This window comes from Sorangium sp. KYC3313, from assembly GCF_052075895.1.
In the GTDB taxonomy this organism is placed as follows: domain Bacteria; phylum Myxococcota_A; class Polyangia; order Polyangiales; family Polyangiaceae; genus Sorangium; species Sorangium cellulosum_B.
The window spans coordinates 2409397-2429682 of sequence record NZ_CP197255.1 but is presented as its reverse complement, the minus strand read 5'-3'; the positions used below and the strand labels follow the sequence as shown (position 1 = coordinate 2429682).

The 20286-nt window shown below is 72.8% G+C and carries 16 protein-coding genes; 8 read left to right on the top strand and 8 right to left on the bottom strand.

Annotated features, from left to right (window positions below):
- Positions 1-109 precede the first annotated feature (109 nt).
- Together ACSRUE_RS09545 and ACSRUE_RS09540 are read left to right on the top strand one after the other, a co-directional pair.
- The gene (locus ACSRUE_RS09545) at positions 110-4231 is read left to right on the top strand and encodes a hypothetical protein (protein WP_441290721.1); all 4122 of its coding nucleotides are present in this window, start codon (positions 110-112) and stop codon (positions 4229-4231) included.
- Positions 4228-5367: a UDP-N-acetylmuramate dehydrogenase gene (locus ACSRUE_RS09540; RefSeq protein ID WP_441290720.1), complete on the top strand. Its 1140-nt coding sequence runs from the start codon at positions 4228-4230 to the stop codon at positions 5365-5367. Before ACSRUE_RS09545 ends, ACSRUE_RS09540 begins: the two co-directional genes overlap by 4 nt.
- A gap of 47 nt (positions 5368-5414) precedes the next feature.
- Here the strand turns inward: ACSRUE_RS09540 and ACSRUE_RS09535 are convergent, their stop codons facing one another.
- Entirely contained in the window at positions 5415-7130 is a 1716-nt protein-coding gene (locus tag ACSRUE_RS09535; RefSeq protein WP_441290719.1) for a trypsin-like serine protease, read from the bottom strand.
- Positions 7131-7612: 482 nt separating this feature from the next.
- Entirely contained in the window at positions 7613-7744 is a 132-nt protein-coding gene (locus tag ACSRUE_RS09530) for a hypothetical protein (RefSeq protein WP_441290718.1), read from the bottom strand.
- Between the two features lie 147 nt (positions 7745-7891).
- Between ACSRUE_RS09530 and ACSRUE_RS09525 the strand changes: the two genes are divergently transcribed.
- Complete coding sequence (locus tag ACSRUE_RS09525; RefSeq protein WP_441290717.1) at positions 7892-8098, top strand: hypothetical protein; 207 nt, start codon at positions 7892-7894, stop codon at positions 8096-8098.
- 11 nt (positions 8099-8109) lie between these two features.
- On the opposite strand, the gene ACSRUE_RS09520 is transcribed toward ACSRUE_RS09525, so the two are convergent.
- The 3 genes from ACSRUE_RS09520 to ACSRUE_RS09510 are packed head-to-tail and all read right to left on the bottom strand — an operon-like array spanning position 8110 to position 12448.
- The gene (locus tag ACSRUE_RS09520) at positions 8110-9636 is read right to left on the bottom strand and encodes a hypothetical protein (RefSeq protein WP_441290716.1); all 1527 of its coding nucleotides are present in this window, start codon (positions 9634-9636) and stop codon (positions 8110-8112) included.
- Between the two features lie 37 nt (positions 9637-9673).
- Positions 9674-11320, bottom strand: coding sequence for a hypothetical protein (locus ACSRUE_RS09515; protein ID WP_441290715.1), 1647 nt, complete (start codon positions 11318-11320; stop codon positions 9674-9676).
- 15 nt (positions 11321-11335) lie between these two features.
- The gene (locus ACSRUE_RS09510; RefSeq protein ID WP_441290714.1) at positions 11336-12448 is read right to left on the bottom strand and encodes a hypothetical protein; all 1113 of its coding nucleotides are present in this window, start codon (positions 12446-12448) and stop codon (positions 11336-11338) included.
- Between the two features lie 231 nt (positions 12449-12679).
- On the opposite strand from ACSRUE_RS09510, the gene ACSRUE_RS09505 reads away from it, so the two are divergent.
- The 3 genes from ACSRUE_RS09505 to ACSRUE_RS09495 all read left to right on the top strand — a co-directional run bounded on the left by ACSRUE_RS09505 (position 12680) and on the right by ACSRUE_RS09495 (position 15376).
- Positions 12680-13765 (top strand): RNA polymerase sigma factor, encoded by a 1086-nt coding sequence (locus tag ACSRUE_RS09505; RefSeq protein WP_441290713.1) that lies wholly within the window; start codon positions 12680-12682, stop codon positions 13763-13765.
- 116 nt (positions 13766-13881) lie between these two features.
- Complete coding sequence (locus ACSRUE_RS09500) at positions 13882-14775, top strand: helix-turn-helix transcriptional regulator (RefSeq protein WP_441290712.1); 894 nt, start codon at positions 13882-13884, stop codon at positions 14773-14775.
- Between the two features lie 37 nt (positions 14776-14812).
- On the top strand, positions 14813-15376 hold the full coding sequence (locus tag ACSRUE_RS09495) for a sigma-70 family RNA polymerase sigma factor (RefSeq protein ID WP_441290711.1): 564 nt from the start codon (positions 14813-14815) through the stop codon (positions 15374-15376).
- Between the two features lie 48 nt (positions 15377-15424).
- On the opposite strand, the gene ACSRUE_RS09490 is transcribed toward ACSRUE_RS09495, so the two are convergent.
- Both ACSRUE_RS09490 and ACSRUE_RS09485 read right to left on the bottom strand, forming a co-directional pair.
- A complete protein-coding gene (locus ACSRUE_RS09490) occupies positions 15425-15652 on the bottom strand; it encodes a hypothetical protein (protein WP_441290710.1) in 228 nt (75 codons plus the stop codon).
- Positions 15646-15891, bottom strand: a complete 246-nt coding sequence (locus ACSRUE_RS09485; protein ID WP_441290709.1) for a hypothetical protein — start codon at positions 15889-15891, stop codon at positions 15646-15648. Before ACSRUE_RS09485 ends, ACSRUE_RS09490 begins: the two co-directional genes overlap by 7 nt.
- 433 nt (positions 15892-16324) lie before the next feature.
- Here ACSRUE_RS09485 and ACSRUE_RS09480 point away from each other — a divergent pair, with 433 nt between their 5' ends.
- The gene (locus tag ACSRUE_RS09480; protein ID WP_441290708.1) at positions 16325-17305 is read left to right on the top strand and encodes a hypothetical protein; all 981 of its coding nucleotides are present in this window, start codon (positions 16325-16327) and stop codon (positions 17303-17305) included.
- 134 nt (positions 17306-17439) lie between these two features.
- On the opposite strand, the gene ACSRUE_RS09475 is transcribed toward ACSRUE_RS09480, so the two are convergent.
- Complete coding sequence (locus tag ACSRUE_RS09475; protein WP_441290707.1) at positions 17440-18828, bottom strand: YecA family protein; 1389 nt, start codon at positions 18826-18828, stop codon at positions 17440-17442.
- 232 nt (positions 18829-19060) lie between these two features.
- Here ACSRUE_RS09475 and pheA point away from each other — a divergent pair, with 232 nt between their 5' ends.
- Positions 19061-20140 (top strand): prephenate dehydratase, encoded by a 1080-nt coding sequence (gene pheA, locus ACSRUE_RS09470; protein ID WP_441290706.1) that lies wholly within the window; start codon positions 19061-19063, stop codon positions 20138-20140.
- Positions 20141-20286 lie beyond the last annotated feature (146 nt).

Genomic DNA, 20286 nt, shown 5'->3' with positions numbered 1-20286 from the left:
TCGGGCAGATCGCGGTGGCCCGCGGAAGTTCACCTTTGCGTCGGCAATCCCAGGCCCGTAAGGAACGGCGGACAGGCACCGCGCGCGCGGCGCCGTGGAGACGCCGATCGTGACCACCCACCCCCGCAGCCCCTGGCGCGGCGGCCAGCGCCCCGGGAGCCCTCGCCTGGCCGAGCGCCCCCTCGTCGCTCGCCGCGCCCTCCTCGTCGCTCGCCGCGCCGCCCTGGCGCTCCCCCTCGCGCTCGCCGCCGCCGCGCCCGCCGCGTGCGCCCCTCGGGGCGCAGCATCGCCGCTCCCCGCCGACGCGCCGCTCCCCGTCGCGTTCTCCGCCGCGCTGGAGGCCGAGATCACGAGCTCCGCCGCGGCCGCGCCGTACCTCGACGCCCTCGACCGCGCCGTCGACGCGCCGGGCGACGACGGCGCCCTCGCCACCGTGATCGCGTCGCTCGACGCGCTCGTCTTCGGCGCCGGCACCGCGGGCGGCCCCGACCCCGACGCCGCGGCCATCGCCTTCCGCTCGCGCGAGGCGCTCCCCGAGGTCGCCCGCCGGCTCCAGCGCGCCTGGGCGTTCGCGGACGTCGCCGGCCGCGGCGCGCCGGAGATGCCGTTCGTGCGCGGCGCGCTCGCGAGCGCCCTCCACCGCATCGCCCTGTTCGTCGGCGACGAGGCCGCGGCGGCGACCTGGAGCGCGCGCCGCGGCTGCGCGGGCGAGGCGGCCCTCGTCGGCCCGCTCGACGCGGCGCCCCTCCACGGCCTCGCCCGGCCGTCCCCCGTGAGCTCCGCGCCGGGCGCGCCGCTCGCCAGGGCCTACCCGGGGCTCGCGCCGTTCGCGCAGAGCGCCTCGCCCATCGTCGTCCGCGCCGACGCGTGCGCCATCGACATCGACGCGGTGAGCGCCCTCCAGGGGACGCGCGCCGTGGTCGTCGACCTCCACAACCCGATCGCCCAGCGGGTGAGCCTCGCGCTCGCCTCGGCGTCCGCCGCCGTGCTCGAGGTGGGCGGCGTTCCCGCCCTCCGCCGCGACTACGCGGCGGGCGGCGCGCAGGTCACGCGCTTCGCGACGGTCGAGGCCCAGCCGGGGACGCTGCGCGTCGTCGTGCGCGTGGCGCAGAAGGGCGACGGCGACGCCATCGAGCTCACCGCGTGGGGCGAGAACGGCCTGCCGCTCCGCGCCCGCGCGCCGCGCCCCGGCGCCGCCGCGACAGCGTCCGCGTCCCGGCCCGCCGCCGTTAGCCTGGCGCCGGCCCCGGCGTCGCGCGGCGCCGCCGGCCAGCGCCCCGGCGCGGGGAGCATCGAGGTCGCTGCCGCGGCCCTGCTCGCGCTCGGCGACGCGCGCGCGGCCGAGCACCTCCTCGATCCGGACGGCGACGGCGGCCTCCGCCAGAGCGACGCGCGCTCGCCGGCCGCCGCGCCGCCCCCGGCCGCCTCCGCGCCGCCTCCGGCCACCGCCGTGCCGCGCTCGCCGCGCCTCGACCTGCTCTACGCGAGGGCCATCCGCCGCGTGGGCGATCTTCCCGAGGCCGAGGTCGTCGAGCGCACCCGCGCCGCCGTCGATCGCGTGCTCGCCGCGTGGCCCGCGTCCTGGGAAGCGCGCCTCTACAAGGCGCAGCTCGCCGAGCGCCGCGGCGGCCGGGGCGAGGGCACCATGGACGCCCTCCGCGAGCTCGGCGTCCGTGTCGCGCCCCCCGGGCCGGCCGGCTTGAACGCGCCCGCCGTCGCCGACGCCGATCGCATGGTCCTCGCGGAGCTCGCCGTGGCCGCCCGCCGCGCGAACGTCACCGACGTCGCCGAGGCCGCCTACGCGAAGCTCGCCGCGGCGGCGCCCGGCTCGACGCTGCTCGCCGTCGTCGACGACCGCATCCACGGCCGCGCCGGCGTCGACGCGGTGAAGGCCGCCTGCGAGGGCGGGCTCGATCGCTCGAGCGCCGCGTGCCTCGGCGCGCTCCTCGACGCGAGCGACCGCGCCGCGGTCCTCGCCGAGATCAAGCGGCTGCGCCGGCTCCGCCGCGCGCCGGACGCCCTGCGCGACGTCGAGCTCCGCGAGCGCGTCGCCCGCGGCGACCTGCGCGGCGCGCTCGCCGTGTACGACGCCATGCCGCCGGGGCAGCGCGCGATGCTCGAGGCGCTCGGCCTCGCCGCCGGCCGCGGCGACGCCCGCGCCGTGCGGGGCCGCCTCGCCCGCGACCGCACGACGGCGCGCGACACCCCCGCCGGGATCGGCCCCATCACCCGCGCCCTCGGCCTCGCGCCGGACCCGGCGCCGGCGCTCGAGGCCGAGGGCCGCAAGCTCGTGCTGGAGGACCAGCAGAAGGCGTTCCTCCCCGGCGCCGCGACCGCGGTGCTCCGCCACGTCGAGCGGTTCACGATCTCGCCCGACGGGCTCGTCCACTTCGTCACGTACGACCTCCGCCGCGTCTCCGGCACCACGGACGTGGCCCAGGGCGCGGCCATTTACGGCCCGCTCATCGAGGGCCGCGCCATGACGCGCCTCCTGCGCCGCCGCATCCACAAGCGCGACGGCCGCATCCTCGCGCCCGACGCCGCGTCGAACGCCGCGCAGGACCAGAGCGACCTCTCCCAGCTCGAGCAGGGCGACTACGTCGAGCAGGTCACCGAGGGCTACGCGCTGCCGGGCGACGGCGGCCAGCTCGTCATCGACACGTGGGACCTGCTCCCCGAGCGCACGAGCGTCCGCGAGGCGGCGATCGAGGTCCGCCGCCCGACGTCGCTCCCGCTCGCGCTCTGGTCGCACCCGCTGCTCGGCGCCGCGGAGCAGCGCGCCGAGGGCGCCTCCACGGTCAGCGTCTGGCGCATCAAGGACCAGCCGCCGCGGCGCATGGAGGACGGCGTGCCTCGCATGGAGATGGGCGTCGGCGTCAGCCTGGGGACGCAGACCTGGGACCACGTGGCCGCGGCGCTCGACGAGAACGTCCGCGCGCTCGATGACCGCGATCCGTACATGACCCGCTGGGCGCGGGAGGCCGCGGGCGCCGACCGGACGCCGTCGCCCGCGCTGCTCGAGCGCGTCGTCGCGGCCGCGGGCAAGGCGGTCAAGGTCGCCGGCGGCGTCGAGCTCTCGGACATGGCGGCGCTCCTCGGCGGCGGCCCGCAGCGCACGACGGCGCGCGCGATGATCGAGCTCGGCCAGGGCAGCCGGTCGTGGGTCGTCTACCGCGCGCTGCGCGAGCTCGGCGTGCGCGCCGATCTCGCGATCGCCGAGACCGAGCCGTTCAGCTCGTCGGCGGACTTCCCGCCGCACGCGGGGCGCTTCCGCCACCCGCTCGTGATCGCCCGCCTCTCGAGCGGCGACGTGTGGATCGACGCCGACGTCGAGGGCCCGCCGCTGCCCCCCGGCCGCATCAGCCCCGAGCTGCGCGGCCGCGCCGCCATGCTGCCGGGCGGCGAGCTCGTCACCGTGGCCGGGACGAGCGGCGAGACCGGCGACGAGGTCGACCTCCGGCTGGCGGTCGACGCGCAGGGTAACGCGACGGGAACATTCACGATTCTCCTGCACGGGCGGGCGGCGCAGGCGCTCTCGGAGGCGTTCGAGACCGTGGTGGGCACGGCGCGGCGCGAGATGCTCCGGGGCGTCGTGCTCGGCTGGCTCCCGTGGGCCGACGTCGAGGACGTGGTCGTCTCGTCGACGGAGGGCTCGTGGGAGGTCGCGCTCCGCGCCGCCGTGACGATCCACGGCTTCGCGCAGCCGGTGGGCAAGGACGCCGCGGCGTGGACGCTGCCGGGGCTCGAGCCGGTGCACCTCGTGTTCCCGCGGGCGTACACGAGCACGCTCGGCGCCTCGTACGCCTCGCGGGGGGCCCGCAAGAGCGCGCTCGCGATCGAGACCGCGCTCCAGTACCACGTGCGCCGCAGGATCGAGCTGCCCGAGGGCTACGCGGTCGCGCGCGCGCCCGAGGGCGTGCGCGTCGAGCACGCGGGCCTCGCGGCGTCGCGCAAGGGCAGCTACGGCGCGGCGATCGAGGAGGACTTCGCGCTGAGCTTGCCGACGGGGACGGTGTCGATCGACGAGTACAAGGCGTTCGTCGAGCGGGTGCAGGCGGTCGACAGCGGCTTCATGGCGGGCATCCGGGTGGCGCGGCCGGCGGCGCCGGCGCGGCCCTCTGGCGGCGCGCAGGGGCCGGGCGCTGTCGGCGGCGGGGCGCGGCCGCAGGCGCCGGAGAAGCGGCCGCAGGCGCCGGAGAAGAAGCCGCAGGCGCCGGAGAAGAAGCCGTGAGCCTCGACGTCCGCGAGTCGGTCCCGCTGGCCCCGCTCACGACGCTCGGCGTGGGCGGGCCGGCGCGCTATTTCGCCGAGGCCGCCGAGGAGGCCGCGGTGGTCGAGGCGTTCCGCTTCGCCGAGGCCCGCGGCGTGCCGCTCTTCGTGCTGGGCGGCGGCTCGAACCTGCTGATCGCGGACCGGGGCGTCGACGCGCTGGTGCTGCGCGTGCGCGTCCGCGGGATCGAGCTGCTGCGCGGGCGCGGGGAGGACGGCGGCGGAGAAGCCGGGCGCGCCCTCGTGCGCGCGGGGGCGGGCGAGGCGTGGGACGACCTCGTGGCGCGCTCGGTCGCCGAGGGCTTGGCGGGCGTCGAGTGCCTGTCGGGCATCCCGGGCGACGTCGGCGCGACGCCGATCCAGAACGTGGGCGCGTACGGCCAGGAGGTCGCGGAGACGATCGCCGAGGTCCGGGCGATCGAGCGCGCGACGGGGGCGGCCGTGGTCATCGCCGGTCCCGAGTGCGGCTTCGGCTACCGTGACAGCCGCTTCAAGCGCGCGTGGCGCGGGCGGTACGTCATCACGGCCGTCACGTTCGCGCTGCGCCCGGGGGGCGCCGCGACGGTGCGCTACCCCGAGCTCCAGCGGGCGCTCGCCGCGCCTGCGGGGGGCGCCGCGCCGCCGCTCGGCGAGGTGCGCAGCGCGGTGATCGCGCTCCGCCGCGGCAAGTCGATGGTGCTCGATCCGGCGGACGAGAACGGCCGGAGCGCGGGGTCGTTCTTCATGAACCCGACGCTCGCTCCCGGCGCCGCCGCGGCCGTCCTCGCGCGCATCGAGGCGGCGGGCGTGCTCGCGCCCGGCGAGGCGATCCCGCGGTACCCGGCGGACGGCGGCCGGGTGAAGCTGTCCGCTGCCTGGCTGATCGAGCGCGCCGGCTTCGCGAAGGGGACGCGCCACGGCGCCGCGGGCATCTCGACGCGCCACACGCTCGCGCTGGTCAACCGCGGCGGCGCCACGGCGGAGGAGCTGCTCGGCCTCGCGCGGCGCGTGCGGCGGGCGGTGCTCGACCGGTTCGGCGTGGCGCTCTCGGCCGAGCCGGATCTCGTCGGGTTTGCGCCCGGCGAGATCGACGATCTCGTCAGCGGCGCCCACCTGTAAGAAGAGGGGCAGGGGCCCCGGGCGACCGGGGACCCCTCCTCGACAGCTCACCGCCCGGCGTCGTGGAGCATGCCCTTGATCGCCCAGCCGCTGTCGACCTGGCGCGGGTACAGGTCGCCGACGAAGTGCGCGCCGTGCATCAGCCAGATGCCGACCTGGCCGTTCGTGTGCCGCCAGACGATGTCGTCGCGGCGATCGTGATCGAAGTCGCCGACGCCCTGCACCTGCCATGCGAGGTCGCCGGGCCCGTGCGCGTTGTTGTACGAGGGTGAGTCGAAGCCCTGCTCGCCGCCGAACCAGATGGCGAGCTGGCCATTTTCGTCCCGCCACAGGATGTCCGAGCGCAGGTTGCCGTCGAAGTCGCCGATGGCCTGCACCTTCCAGAAGAGGCTCGGGTCCTGGCCGCCGGGGTAGGCCTCGCCCACCCGCGTCCCGCCCGACATGAACCAGAGGCCGACCTGGCCGTTCGTGTTTCGCCACAGGATGTCCGAGCGCGCATCACCGTCGAAGTCGCCGACGCCAGCCACCTTCCACGCGTTGTCGACCGGCGCGGGCTGGTTGTTGTAGCCGGGATAGGCGGCCTGAGCGGCGTCGCCCTTGAACCAGATGGCGAGCTGGCCGTTGGCGTCGCGCCACAGGACGTCCGAGCGCCCGTCGCCGTCGAAGTCGCCGACGCCAGCCACCTTCCAGAAGAGGCTCGGGTCCTGGCCGCCGGGGTAGGCCTGACCGACGACGGCTCCGTCATCCATGAACCAGATGGCGACCTGACCCGTGGTGTGTCGCCAGAGCACGTCGCTCTGGCCGTCGCCGTCGAAGTCTCCGGAGCCCTGGATCGTCCAGGAGAGGCTCGGGTCCTGGCCGCCGGGGTAGGCCTCGCCGACGATGTCGCCGCCGTCCATGAACCAGATGGCGACCTGGCCATTGGCGTGCCGCCACAGCAAGCTGGTGCTGGCCGAGCAGTCGCACGTGTCGCCGTGGCCGTTGCACTGGTTCGAGCGTGACGACGGGCACATGTGCGATTTGATCCAGTCGAACTCGGAGCCCGTCGTGACCCCCTTGCTGACCCAGCCGTGGGTCACCGTCCACGTGAGCATCGAGTGGACGGCGTAGAGCCGGCTCGCCTCGACGTTCAAGACGGCCCCGCCCGAATCGCCACTGCAAAGGACCTGGTCGTTGAAGCGCAGGATGTCGTGGCCGTCCTCGTACCCGCCGACCTCGGCGGCGTCGAAGTTCAGCGTGCCGAAGGGGGTGCTGCAATCGGCGCCCGTGCGCCCGAAGCCAGCGATCGTGACCCGCGATCCCTCGGCGGGGTAATCGCTGGCCACGACGAAGGGCTTCACGTGCGCCGGCGCGACGCCATTCAGCTTGATGACCGCGACGTCGTGCTCGATCTGCCTCTCGGTCCAGGATGGGTTGTAGTCCGGCTGGATCTTGGCCACGCCGCTCAGCACGCGCGGGCGCGCGCCCGGCGTCGCCGGGTCGGGGCGAAAGGTCACCGTCGCGTCCGTGGAGCAGGCGTTGTCGCCGACGTAGCCCTCCTCGCAGAAGCAATGCGCGGCGGTGAGGACCGTGTCCGCGGCGATGACCATGCCCGAGCAGCTCCCCTGCGAGGTCGACACCTTCACCATCGCGAGCAGATCGCCGGGCCCCGCCGGCGTCGGGTCGACGATCGGCGATGCGGCCTGGGCCGTCTCCTCGAAGTCGCCCGCCCCGCCGGCGTCGGCCGCGCAGGCGGCCAGCGGCGCCGTCAGCAAGGCCAGCAAGGGACACAGCCAGCGCCGTCGACGAACATGCTTTTGAGTCATCGGTTCAATTGCCATATCGCTACCCTCCTTTTCGCTTCGCCCGCCGTGGTGGCGCGCGAAGGGGACACGCATCGTTTGCTGCTCTGGTGCGCGCTCGCGCCCCCGGTCTTCGGAGGGCGTTCAGCGGGCCTCTTCAGCAACGCGTCGCTCTTCAGCTCTTCAGCTCTTCAGCTCTTCAGCCTTCAGCAACGCACGTGCCGGGTCGGGGCGGCGCTCGCTTCCGCGGGTCGCCTATGCGCATGGGCGGGGAGGGACGCTTCTTCCGGCCCCCTCGCGAGCCCGTCGTATCGAGCGATGTGTCGCCCCGCGAGGACCAGGTGTCTCCTCCACAGAGACAGGGCGAGTGAGGCATCACGCCAGGATCCGGAGCTCCAGCGCGACGGATCCCTGCTCTTTCAGCACGAACGCGCCCCCGCGGAGGCGAGGTTCGGATCGGGACGTCAGGCCGCCACGCCGAGGGTGGCCGGCGCCCGGGCGGGCTTCGCGGCCGAGCAATCCGCGAGCGCGATCACCTGCCCGAACCGGAGGGCGCTCGCCGCGCCGGCGCTGCCCAGCGCCGAGGCGCCGTTCATTACGGTGCTTACCGTGCTCCGCGCACACTGCCACATTGGAATGATTCTCGCGTTGTCAGGGTTGCTTCAGAGATACCAGAGCCATATCGAAAATCGCCAGGGGTTTATTGGTCAGCGTCTACAGACGGTTTCCTGCACAAGGACAAGATGCTGGAGGAGCTTGCGCGCATGCGCCCGCACGACGAATCGCCGAAGACTCTCCGCGCCATGGCGGCCAAACGTGAGCTCGAAGCGCTGGTCGCTTCGTGGGACGGTGAAGGCGAGCCGCCAGCCTCCATGCTCGCTTGGGCCTCCAGCTTCCTGGCGAGTTGGCCCGTGGACTCGGTCGCCGATCTCCGCGCCGATCTCCCATGACGTGACTTCGGCTATTCGGGAAACCGAAGCGTCTCGTGGGCCTCGCCGCTCTCTCCCACCGTCGTGCTGCCATCGTGGTCCCAGCTGGTGCCGCCCACGCCCGGCTGTCCGATCTCGATGGTGACGCCCTCGAGCGTGAGCTGGTCCTCGTCGAGGTAGGCGACGCCGATCGAGTCGCCGCCGCGCCCCGGGCCGCCGAAGCCGCCGGGCCCTCCTTGGCCGCCCCGGCCGCCGAAGCAGGCGCCGAGTTCATCCCCCAGCGTTCCACCCGGTGCGCCTCTGCCGCCTCTGCCGCCGTCCTGGGGTTCCCCGCCGTCGCCGCCGTTGCCGCCATAGTCCGCCGTGATCTTGGTGTCGCGCACGGTCACCCGGGCGTGAAGCGCGAGGACGCCGATGGACGGATGTCCGTTCCCTCCCCCGCGGCCTCCTCGGCCTCCGCAACCGCCGGCCCCTCCCGAGCCTCCTCCTGGGCCACCCTTTGAGGCCGCGCCGCACCGGGCGAGCCCGCCCCAGCGACCGCCGCCACCGCCGCCGCCCTGGCCCGGCGTGCCCCAGGTCCCCTCGCCCCCCGTGTCGCCCTCCCATCCTGTCTCGGTGAGGCGCCCGATGCCCTTGCCGGGCGCGCCCTGCGTCCCCGGAGCCCCCGAGCCTCCAGTGAATCCATCGGAGCAACTGCGGTTGTCCCGCTCCCCGAGACCGCCGCGCGAGGGCGAAGCGTAGGCGGGCTCCCCGTCGGCTCCATCCTCGGCGCTGTCGGGCAGCCCGTCCCCTCCCTTGCCGCCAACGCTCGTGAGCCCGCGCTCGCACTGGTTTACGGTCGCGGGCCCGCCGGCGACGACGGCCGCCAAGCACGCGTCCCCACCGAACATGCCATCCGGTCCGTCCGGTTGCCTGGTCGGCCACTGCTCGCCAGCACCGCCTCTGTATCCTCCGCGGGCGGAGATCTCGCTCCGCAGGATCTCCACTGCCGTGCTCGACTGAACGAGCACGCCGACCTCGCCCGCCGAGGGGATGTGGAGATCGGCGAGCGTCGACACCCCGTCAGCGGCCCCCGTGTCCTCGGGGCCCGCGGGGTCGACGATCACCATGGGGCCGAAGACCCGATCGTGATTAAACAGGGTCCACGGGCGCAGGGGGTCGCGCTCCCATCTCCAGCAGTTGAAGCCCCCGCGGAGATCCACGCCGGAGGGGACCCTGATCTCCTCCACGATGAATCCCTCGTTGCAGAGGAACACGCGCCCTCGTCCAGCGCGCGCGAGCTCGATGGCGCGGGCGACGGTGTACACCGGCTTCGCCTTCGTGCCGGGGTTCCTGTCGTCGCCGCCACCGACGTTTCCGGCGAGGAACACGCCGCAGCCGTCGTCGAGGATATCGGCGGCGACGTGCTCGACGCAGACCGACTCCGGAGGCGGCTCGTCCTCGCACGAGGTGCCTTCACAAGGCGTCACGCCTGGGTCGTTCACGTCGGGCGCAGTTCCGCAGCCGGTCGCCCACGGGGACAGCAGAAGTATCAAAGTTGCTGCGGTGCTCTTCCTCATGTGCGTCTCCTGACGTGTGCCGCCAGCACAGGGCAATTCACTGAGGCGGTTCCGGATCTGGCGCATCGAACCGGTACCAGAACAGCGCAATCCCGTCTTTCCCCTGGCCTAGCTCGCTTTCCGCGGGTGCATTGCCGCCGAGCCCCCCGGTGCCGGCTTGTCCGGGCGAGACCGTCGCATCCTGCAAGATGGTCACGGAGGCGCCCACGGAACCGATGCCGAACGAGTGGCCCCCGAGACCGCCGCCGGCGTCGCCCCCGCGACCGCCTTCGCCGCCAAGGCCGCCGTGGCACCCGCGCGCCCAGACGGCCACATCAGAACCACGTCCACCATTGCCGCCGTCCCAGCCAAAGCCTCCCCACTGGCCCGTTCCGCCGACCCCGCCGTTGCCGCCCTTGGCCCCGAGGACCGTGCTGGCGTTGACCGTGAGGAAGCTCCCCTGCAAGGCCACGATTCCGATGCTCGCGCCGCCGTAGTCGCCCCCCTTGCCCCCCTTGCCCCCGCACCCGCCGCTGCCGCCCGATCCGCCGGCCGCACCGCCCGGCGGCCGACCTGTCTGACACGCGTCCCTGGCGGGGTCGCGCCCCTTGCCGCCGCCACCCCCGCCGCCGCCCTGACCGACGCCGCCTGGCTTCCCGTTCTCGCCGCGGACGCCGATCCATCCGTCGACGCCCAGGAGACCAGGATCCACGGCTCCGGCAGCGCGCTCCGCATCGGCGCCCTTCGCCCCCGGCTCGCCTTCCTTGCACGCCATGCTGGACGCGCCACTACCACCTAGGCCGCGGTTTTCCGGAGTCCCGACCGGTTCCGGTAGTCCTGACGTCCCGTCGCTACCCGTCTCGAGGCTTCCACGACCCCCCTCGCCACCCGTCGACTCGATCCCGTCGTCGCACACGGTCGCGACCGGAAGGGCGCCCCGCGCGGCGTCCGCGGTGCAGGCGTCCGCGCCGTTGTTCCCAACTACGCCGGCCTTCGCGCGGAAGCTCGGCGCGTCCTCGCCCGGCTCTCCGTCCTTGCCGTCGCCTGCGAGGATCACGCTCGACTGCACGATCGCCCTGGCCCCCTGCTCCAGGAGCATCGCGATCGACGACTTGCCATCCCTCGCGGAGGCGTCGGCCGCCTCGACACGCACGCCGAAGATCACCGACGTCGCCTCCTCCTCCGCGATGACCGCATCGTCTCCTCCGATGACCCGCACCGGGATCCCCACGGGCGGCGCGATGACGGTCAGCGCGTTCTGCTCGTCGAGCGGCCCTCCATAGGACCAGTCGCCGCCGGCACACAGACGGCCGCCCCAGAGGTCGACACCCTGGGGGAGCGAGATGGCCTCCTCGAACGACCCGCCGCACGCGTACACGCGCCGGGTCGGCGCTTGGCCGTTGCGTCGAACGTGCGCGGCGAGGCCGATCGCGTGTTGCAACGTCCTCACCGGCGCGTCCTTCGTGCCGGGGCTGTTGTCGTCGCCCTCCTCGCTGACGAACACACCGCACATGTCGAGCGCCATCGCCGTCTTCGGATCCCCATCACAAGGAGACGGCTCCGGCGGCGGAACCTCGCACCAGTAGCTGTCCGCACAGCTGTCGGAGTAGCACCCCGTGTTCCCGGCGGCGCCTGCCAAACCGAACGCGACAGACGCCAGCGAACGGAGGACATCTCGACGGCGACCCATCGATCTAGAACGCATGACCCTGCCTTCCCCTCACCAGGCTCCCTCGAGGAGCACACCCGCCCGTTCGTTCGTCGTCACCGGCACGAGGCGGACGCCGGCGGCTCTGGGCGCACCACCGAAAAAGGCAACCTCCGTGAAGAACGAGGCCGCCGTCGCCACGCCGAACACGGCGCTCGTCGCCAGCGACACCTTGCCGAGGGTCGCGAACAGATCCCGCTCGTTCACCTGGTCACGAATGCCGGCGCACGTCGCCGGTGCGCTGGCTTCCCGGCACGTATGGGACGTCCACCCCTGCGCGCGACGCGTGATGTCTCGCTCGCGCAGATCGCCATGGACGACGTGAGCGCGCAGGAGAAAGACCGCGCCGGCCGCCGCCGTCGCCGTCGTCACCACGATGCCGCCTATCCGCGCCGTCCCCGGCCAGGAAGCCCATGGGCTGGGACGCCGGGTCTGCGCAGCCGCCGGAGAGCGCGGGGCGCGCGGCGTTTCGCTCGGTGAACCCGGCGCGTCCTCGTTGACGCTGCTCACCGACGCGCGCGGACAATGGAGCGAGATCTCGTGCTCCGCCTTCGCCACGGTGCGCAAGGTCTGGAACGCATCTTCGCGGCCCGGTGCTTGGGCCCGCACCGTATGCAGGCCGGGCTCGACGAACAGCGTATAGACGCGCGCGATGCGGCCGATGGGTTTGGTGTCGATGATCACCTGGGCGTCCGGCGGTTCGACGGAGACACGGAGCTTCGCGACGTGCGGTGTTGCCTTGCGCTGCCCTTCCTCGAATCGCTTCTGCAGCGCGGCCGGCAGCGCCTCGCGCTGCTCGAGGCTCCAGGCGAGGTGTTCGGCCGCGTCGCGGTATTTGCCCAATGCAAGCTCACAGAGGCCGAGCTCCCCGGCGATCTCCGCGCGCTCACGCTCCGTGCTCGACGCTGGGTCCGCGGCGTCGAATGCCGCCTTGTAGGCGGCGTGTGCCTCGGTCCATTGCCCCGCCGCGCGCGCCCTCTGGCCACGGCGAACATGGTCCTTCACCGTCGAGTGGCCTCCCGACCTCGTCGTTAATGAGCCGCCCTGGGCGCGCGCTGCGCTCGTAAGGCATGTCGATGCCCCGACCGCAAGGAGAATCGAGAGGAACTGTGGAGCGCAACGCATGTCACGACGGTAGTTGCGTCAACTGCTCGGCGTCAATGGGGGGGTGAAATCGCCACCCACCTGCATTTGCCATGAGAATTTTCATACCGAACCAGCAATGTCGCTCTCTCTCCTGGGCGCCGAGCGCTGTGCGCGCGCGCAGGTGGCGTGTTGGGGGACGTTGTCCTACCAAAATGACCCGGACCGTTCACTTTTCTGACCCCGGGAAGGCCGCTCGGACGTGCTACCGGCATGGGCAAGCCAGCGGGGACCTTCAGCAGCTTCGAGCTCTTCCGGCGCCTGGCGAGGCGCTTCGGGGTCCCGGCGCGCGATGCCGAGGACGTCGCGCAGGACGCGCTGCTGCGCGGGCTCGACGCGGAGGGACGGATCGAGGCAGGCGGGGACCCGGCGCCGTACCGCGTCGCGATCGCGGCCAACCAGGCGCGCGACCATGTTCGAAGCGCGCGCCGCCGGCGAGAGGTGCTGACGCCGTCTCACGACCCCGAGCTTCACGACGAGCACCCCACGCCGGAAGAGCTGCTCAGGTGGCGCGAGCGGGAAGCCGTGTTGTGGGAGCTCATCGACGGTGTCGAGCCGAAGTACCGGGACATCTTGATCAAGCACGATCTCGAGGAGATCCCGCTGACCCAGATCGCCGTGGAGCTCGGGCTTCACCCTGACGCCGTGAAGACGCTGCACCGTCGAGCCCGCGAGCAGCTGGAGGAGGCGGCGCAACGCCGGAGGGCGAAGCAACGCTCGCGCGGATGGGACGAGACCCCCTGCGTCGTTCCGTTCGGGCTCACTCCACGCCGGGCATGGATTGGCTCCCTGCTCCGCTGGACTTGGAGGCTCCTGGCGCAGGGGGCGAGCGTCGTGCTCATGAGCGCCATGGTCGCTGCCGTGACCTCCTCGTCCACGCTGCAGGCGTGGGTTCGATCGGCTCTCGATGACGGTTGGCCCGCGCTGACGGGGCAGGGCTCCGCGCCGCTCCCCGCGGAGCGCCTCGCCGGGCAGGCGGGGACGTCCTCCGCGTCACCCGCAGCGCAGGCCGCTGCGCTCCCCGTGGAGCGCCGCGCCGGACAGGCCGGCGCCGCGGCGAGCACGACGCCTCCTCCGCCGGTGACGGCTGCTCCTCGCGCCTCGTCCTCGACGACGTCCGCGCAGCCGGCGATCAGCGCGCGCGAGAGGAGCCTGATCAGCCAGGCCCGGACGGCCATCGAGGCTCGCAGCCCAGAGGCGGATCTCGAGGCGCACCGGCTGCTCGAGGCACACGCGGAGGAGTTCCCGCGCGGTCGGCTCGCCGCGGAGCGCGAAGAGATGCTCAGACAGCTTCGCTGACGCGTCGGCTGTCCATCAACACCCAAGCAGGCGGTGAGGTCGGTGCTGTCGTCGGGCAGCACAAGGCCGCGCTCCGCCGTGCGTCGGACACGAATGCTCACGGTTCAGGAGGGAACATGGAGGAGATGCTGGGTGCGATGTGGCTCGTCTCGCCGCTCGGGCTCGCGATGATCGCGTGTGTCGCGATCGGCTTCGCGGTCACCGCGCGCGAAGCGCTGGGACGCGAGCGCGGGCTTCGCGAGGCGCGCGAGCAGGCGCATGATGACGAGGAGGCAGCCCTCACCGATGCGAAGGAGCAGGCCGCGGGGGAGCGGGACCGATACCGGCGCCTCCTGGACTGTCATGTCGACGCGGTGCTCGCGGAGCTGACAGACGCCCGCTCACGCCTCGTCCCCTGGCCAGGCAGGGTCCTCGAGTCGTTCTGCGCGACGACGCCCTCGTGGAGGAGAAAGCTGGCCGAGAGCACGGGGTTGGAACCGAGGGAGGTGGAGCGGCTGCTCAGGAGCGACCTCCCCATGACACCCGGCCTCGCGCGGCAGCTGGAAGCCTTCACCGGCACGCCCGCGCGGTACTGGGAGCGCCTGTGGCGGCTGCACGACGACCATCGAGCGAACGCAGAGCAGACCGTGGTGATCCCGGTCGGCGAGCCCGTCACCAGGCGGGAGAGCTCTGCGCGTCTGCTGTCGCCACCTGCGCCGACCTCCGTGCCGCCACTTCCGACGCCGACGCCTTCTCGTGCGCTCGACGTTCCTCCGCCCGTGGTGCCGTCTCCCGAGCTTGCGGCCAGGAGCCCGCGGGCGAAGCTCCCACCGCCTCCACTGCCGCGGCTTCGGTCGCCGCTCCCTGTCCGCGCCGCCGCTGGGTCGGAGCTCGCCCGTCGCGCTGGAGCGCTGACGAGCTTCCCAGTACAGCATGATGAAGGGGCGAGCTCTGCCAATGCGTCCGATTGGGAGGACGCGGAGCGCTCTCCCCTGAACACGACCCTTCCGGGAGTGGGGAGCCATGGATGAGCGCAGCTGTCCATCGCAGTCGGGGGAGGGTGAAACCATGGATCGTCCGTCGAATGAAGATGAGCGAGCCGCCGCGCACGCGCGCCTGTTTTGCCCGGCGCTCGTTCGTGCCGTGCTGAGCTTGCTGGGGAGGCTGGGGGTCCCGCGGAGCCATCGTACCGACGTGGCAGGTCAGGTCTGGCTCACCGCCTGGGAGAGCTGGCCCAGGTTCGATCCGAAGCGCGGCAGGCCGGAACGCTGGTTGAACGCGATCACCGTGCACGTTGCCTCGCACTATCATGAGCGTGTGGAGCGCCGCAGGGAGGAGCTCGTCGATTTGATCGATGTAGCCGATCCAGCGCCGGATGCCTTTTCTGCGATGGAATCCGACAGCATCAGAGCCGGCGCCATCGACGCGGTGAACGAGCTCGATCCGAAGCTGTGCTTTGTTCTCATGGCACACGATCTGGACGGAGTCTCGATGGCCCAGATAGCCGAAGACGCAGGGTTACCGCTCTCTTCACTCTACCGGCGACGTGCGAATGCCATCGGCGCACTGCGCGATATCATTCGTCGCCGCGAGCTCAGGGAGCGTTCCACGCAGAAAGTGGCGCTGCGATGAGCATGAAAGGTCTGATGGTACAGGCGCCGGACGAGCGAGCGCCAGGGCTCACCAGATGCTCCGTCCCACGTCTCGCAGCGCCTGCCGGCGCTCAGCCCAATCCGGGATGACCCGCTCGACGCGAAGCCCGTGGCCGGCGGCCGCTCGGGCCGCCGCGACGCCGCCGCCGAGGAGAAGCTCTCGTTCAGTGATTTCCGCTGCAGGAGAGGTGATGATGGCGTCGACGAGGTGACCGGCGCGCCTCGGGTGCGGAACCGCGCCCTCGGAGCTCAGCATGCGAATCGGCGCAGCAGCGTTCCGGCGCCGGGTCGCGCGGAATGCCATCGACAACTCTCCCCTGTTCGCAGCCTTCGCACGGTTACGCTGAGCCAGGAGATCCACACGCCCTGCGCGACGCCTTCGCGAACCAGCTTGCCGAGACGGCGCTCCCGCTGCTCGACCCCGATCGCATCGAGGCGATCGGCGAGGACATGGGCATCGTCCTCCAGCACCGCACCCACCACGCCGGGTCGCACCTCCTCCTCTGCGCCGCGGCGAGATCCTCGATCCGACGGTCCCAGGGCGGCGGCGAGCACACGCTCCGATGCGCCCGGAAGCGGTCCCACCGCCGAATGGGACGCAGATCTCCCGCTCCCTCGACGGGTCACCCGCCGCTCCAGGCACAGATCTGTAATCCAACCAACGCCACCCCCGCCGATCGGCCAGCAGACATATAACAGAACTTACGCTCTACCCGTCGCCTCGCTCCGGGGGCGCGGCAGGCGGCAGCCCCCTTCGGCCCGGCAGCATCGCGGCAGCCGCGCGCAGCCGGGCAGCGCGGTCTCGGCGGCGCTTGCCCTCCGACCGACCGGACGAATTGAACAGGCCGCTGGTTTCGTGGCAGCGTCCGATCGGCGAGCCGTCCCATGCGATCCGCTGGGCGAGTCGCCTCCACGTGAAGGGAGACCCATGGGCGGGAACAAGGAAAAAAAGGCGAGCAAGGCCGACAAGGCGAGCAAGGCCGACAAGGCAAGCAAGGCCGACAAGGCGAGCAAGGCCGGCAAGAAGGACGCGCGGCGCCTGCGCAAAGGCAAGCCCGGCGACGCCGATCCGGCTTCGCTCATCGCGGCGGCGCGGGCGGACGCGTTCGTCGACGAGATGCCCGAGCGCGCCTTCGCGCACTTCCGGCCGATCGCGGAGCAGGTGCCGGCAGCGGACCTGCCGATCTTCACGGGCCAGCCGCTCCTCATGCGCGCGAACGTGAAGACCGCGCTCGCCGCCGTCGAGCCGCACCTGCCCGCGGCGGTCAGCGCGCTGCGTGAGCCCAGGCTGAAGGACGTCTTCGAGCTGCCCTCCCTGGTCATGGCGCTCGACTTCGCCACGGCGCGGGTGCCTGTCGCGAAGCTCAGCGCGGGCGAGATCGAGAAGATGCTCGCAGAAGGGGCCCCGTGGCGCGAGCTGATGCTGAGCTTCCTCGAGATCGCCGCGCACCCGCTGCTCGGGCTCCTGCCGCGCGAGCGCGTCGCCGCGGTGCGCGCGGGCTCCGGCAAGCTCGACAAGGCACGCGATTTCGTCGCCCTTCCAGGGCTCTTCGCCGAGTTCTCCAGCGCGCTCGAGGGGAAGCACCCGTTCCCCGCGGACAGGCTCGACCTGCTCGCCACCCTGGGCGGCGCGCTCGTGCAGCAGGTGCGACCCGGCAACGCCGCGGCGACGGTGGCGAAGCGCACCCCCGAGTCGATCCTGCGCGACCAGCTCGCGTCGCTCGTCGTCGCCCGCTACGACCAGCTCCAGGTGCTCGCGGCCGTCGCGCTCGGCAAGCGCAAGGCGGACGAGCTCCTGCCCGCGCTTCGTTCGGCGGTCTCGTTCGGCTCCATGGGAACCGCCGATGCGATGGCCGGTGCGACAGAGGCCCCGCAAGCCAACGGAACGGCGGAGATGCCAGAGGGGTGACGCCCGTCCGGGCCGGCGTTGCGCCTGGTCGCGGGGGATCGACCCACAGGCGTTCAACCAAGCTCGTTCGTTCATCGGTCACCGACGTGAACCTTCGGATGTAGGACAACGCGGCGCGAAGTCGACGGGGCCGCTCACGCGCTCTTCCCGCAGCACCGCTTGTACTTCTCGCCGCTCCCGCACGGGCACGGGCCCTTGCGGGACGGTCCTTCCCGCCGGGGCGCCTGGGCCTTCTTCGGGTGGTAGTGCTCGCGCAGCGGCGCGAGCAGCTGCATCGTGGCCTCCGGCGTCCAGCGGGTATGGACGACGCGGATGAACTCGCGCGGAAGATAGAGCTGCTCCGGCTCGGCGCGCACCGCCCACGGGACGAAGAGCATGGTCAAGGCCATCACCTCCGCGTCGTCGACGAACGACTGCCGGGTGTTCACCGCGAGGGTCATCGCGAGCGCCTCGGGCACGTCCTCCTCGCGCTCGAAGCGCAACGGATCGCCCGCGGCGAGCCTGCGGGTGAGCGCAACGGCCATCTGCGACCCGAGCTCCCGCTGCACGGCGGCCGCCGACTCGGGCTCGTCGAACGCCATGTCGGCCGTGGTCCGGAAGAGGGTCAGGAGCGACTCGTGGAAATGGGCCCCGGAGAGATCCCGCGGCGCCGACAGCACCTTCCGCACCTCGGCGCGGAGCCTGGCGTGACCCACGCCGAGCGCGACGAGGCTCCCGACGCTGGTCACCAGCCGGAGCGGCGACGCGGCCTCGTCGAACGCCGTCTTGCAGGCGCGGAGCTGCGCCTTCCCGACCTTGGCGACGCCCCAGAAGCCGCGCTGGGCGAGGGCGACGCTCCCCTGGCGCGAGGCGCCCCACGCGAGGCAGGAGGTCGAGAGATCGAGCTCCTCCGGGAGCGACTCGAGGAGCGCGCGACCGTCCATGAACGCGAGGACCGCGAGGTGCCCGACGGCCCAGAACAGGTCCCAGTACCGCCGGAGCACGGGTGTGAGCGTTCGCTTCGGGTGCTCGATGCGGAGGAGCGCGCCGCGCAGCTCGTCGAGCTCGGTCACCGAACCGAAGAAGGCGCGCAGGAACTCGAAGCCGAAGAGCGGCCGGAAGGCCGAGATGCCCACGAACTCTTCGCGCGACAGGTCCGGGCCGGCGTGGAAGATGCGGTCGAGGAGCTGCGCAGTGTGCCCCCTCGGCCCGGCGAGCGCGCTCGCCGCGGCCATGCGCGCGCGCAGATCCGCGGCCTTCGCGGTGATCCCGTCGAGCTGCCCGCGGGTGATGACCGGGAGGTCGCCCGCGCGCATCCCGGCGCCGAGGCAGGTCACGAAGCGACCCTCGCGCGTGACGACGAGGAACGGCCCGCGCTCGGGATCGTCGAGCGCGATCGCGACGCGCTCGGCGCCGTCCGGGAGCTTGGCGCGGGCAAGGAGGTACTGGACGAGGCCGTGATCGCGGTAGAGCGTGAGCGCGAGCTCGACATGAGGGAGCGAGACGCGATCGAGCCTGGACAGGAAGTGATGTTGATGCCCCACGTCGTAAGCGGATTCTAGCTTATTCCTCTCCCCTCTCACCGGCGCCCCCCTCACCGGCGCTCTCTCGCCCCTCCGCGCCACGCGTCGAGCCCGCACGGGCGCCGCTTCGCCCCCGACGTGCGCCTCCGTCGCGCGCGTTCCGCGCTGCATTCCCCGCGCCGAGGCGAGCCTTGCGCTGCGGCGTCCCCTGCGCTTTGATGCCCGCCCTTCCCCATCCAAGGTGGAACGAACCATGGCGAACCTGGGCGACCTTCGCGAGCGCATCGACAGCATCGACGACCGGATCCTCGATCTCCTCGCCGAGCGGGCCGAGGTGGCCGTCGAGGTCGCGCACGCGAAGCGCGCCGCGAACGCCACGCAGTTTCACGACCCGGAGCGGGAGCGGCGCGTGCTCACCCGCCTGCAGGCGAAGGGCGCGGGGCGCTTCCCGCGCGACGCCATCCGGGTCGTCTTCCGGGAGGTGATGAGCGCCTGCCTGTCGCTGGAAGAGCCCATGAAGGTGGCCTTTCCGGGGACGGAGGGCGCCTTCGCGGAGATCGCGGCGCGACACCTGTTCGGGCTGGCCGCGCGCTACCGGGAGACGGGCACCATCGAGGGCGTCTTCGACGCCGTGCGCGCGGGCGAGGCGGCCTGCGGCGTCGTCCCCGTCGAGAGCTCGACCGACGGCTCGGTGACCCTGACGGCGGACGCCCTGATCGAGAGCGACCTCCAGATCCGGCAGGAGCTCGTGCTCGACGTCGCCTATTGCCTGTTCAGCAAGGCCGAGGGGCTGAGCGGCGTCGCGCGGGTCCACGGGCACCCGCACGCGCTCTCGCAGTGCCGCCTCTGGCTCGCGAAGCACCTCCCCGGCGCGCAGATCGTCCAGACCGTCTCCGCGGCCGCGGCGGCGCACGAGGCTCTCGGCGACCCCGCCGCGGCGGCGATCGGCAGCCGCGGGGCGGGCGAGCTCTACGGGCTGCCGCTCCTGCGCGAGCGCATCCACGACCGCGCCGAGAACGCGACCCGCTTCATCGTCATCGCCCCGGGCGACGCGCCCGCCACGGGCGCGGACAAGACCTCGATCGTCTTCTCCGTGCAGGAGGAGCCCGGCGCGCTCCGCCGGGTCCTCGCCATCTTCGACGACGCGGGCATCAACCTGACCCGGATCGAGTCGAGGCCCAGCCGGCAGAAGCACTGGGACTACGTCTTTCTTGTCGATCTGGAGGGCCACCGGAGCGATCCGCGCGTCGCCGACGCGATCGAGCGGCTCCGCGCGCGCTGCGAGATGGTGAAGGTGCTCGGGAGCTACCCGCGGTCGACCGGCGCGCGCTGAGGCGCGGAGGCGGGCATCCCGCCGGGCCCGGGCGGGGGCAGAGGCGCCAACGAAGCCTCGCGCCGCAGTCTCCTGCATCCGAACGTTCACGCTGGTGATCGATGGATGGGAACGGCCACGGCCGACGGGGGATGGTGCCCCGCGGG